Origin of the sequence: Micrococcus sp. HG099 (genome assembly GCF_024723355.1) — a bacterium.
In the GTDB taxonomy this organism is placed as follows: Bacteria; Actinomycetota; Actinomycetes; order Actinomycetales; family Micrococcaceae; genus Micrococcus; species Micrococcus endophyticus.
Genome location: NZ_JANQCJ010000314.1, coordinates 1 through 395, shown reverse-complemented (window position 1 = coordinate 395; position 395 = coordinate 1). Strand labels below are relative to the sequence as shown.

The window sequence follows — 395 nt, the reverse complement described above, 5'->3', positions numbered from 1 at the left end:
GACTTTCTTTGGCCGCGTGGGCACCACGCTGCTTGAAGCGCTGGAAAGCAACAACGTGCCGGTAGCGGCGGCCTGTCGCGCCGGGGTGTGCGGTTGCTGTAAGACCAAAGTGATTTCCGGTGAGTACACGGTCACCAGCACCATGACGCTGACCGAAGCGGAAATTGCCGAGGGCTATGTGCTGGCATGTTCGTGCCATCCGCAGGGCGATCTTGTGCTCGCATAATCTGTCGTGGTTCACCTGTAGGCCCGGTAAGCGTCAGCGCCACCGGGCTTTTTGCCGGGTGGCACTACGTTTACCCGGCCTACGTTGTGCCTACTGCCTGTGCGTATGGAATACCAGGCAGCCAATACAGCGACTTTCTTCTAAGCTTGTAAGCGATATCACAAAAAGG

General features: G+C 57.7%; 1 protein-coding gene. It reads left to right on the top strand.

The annotated features are described in order from the left end of the window. Positions 1-226: 2Fe-2S iron-sulfur cluster-binding protein (locus tag NWP10_RS12395; protein WP_258301101.1), on the top strand; the 226-nt coding region annotated here is incomplete at its 5' end. Positions 227-395 lie beyond the last annotated feature (169 nt).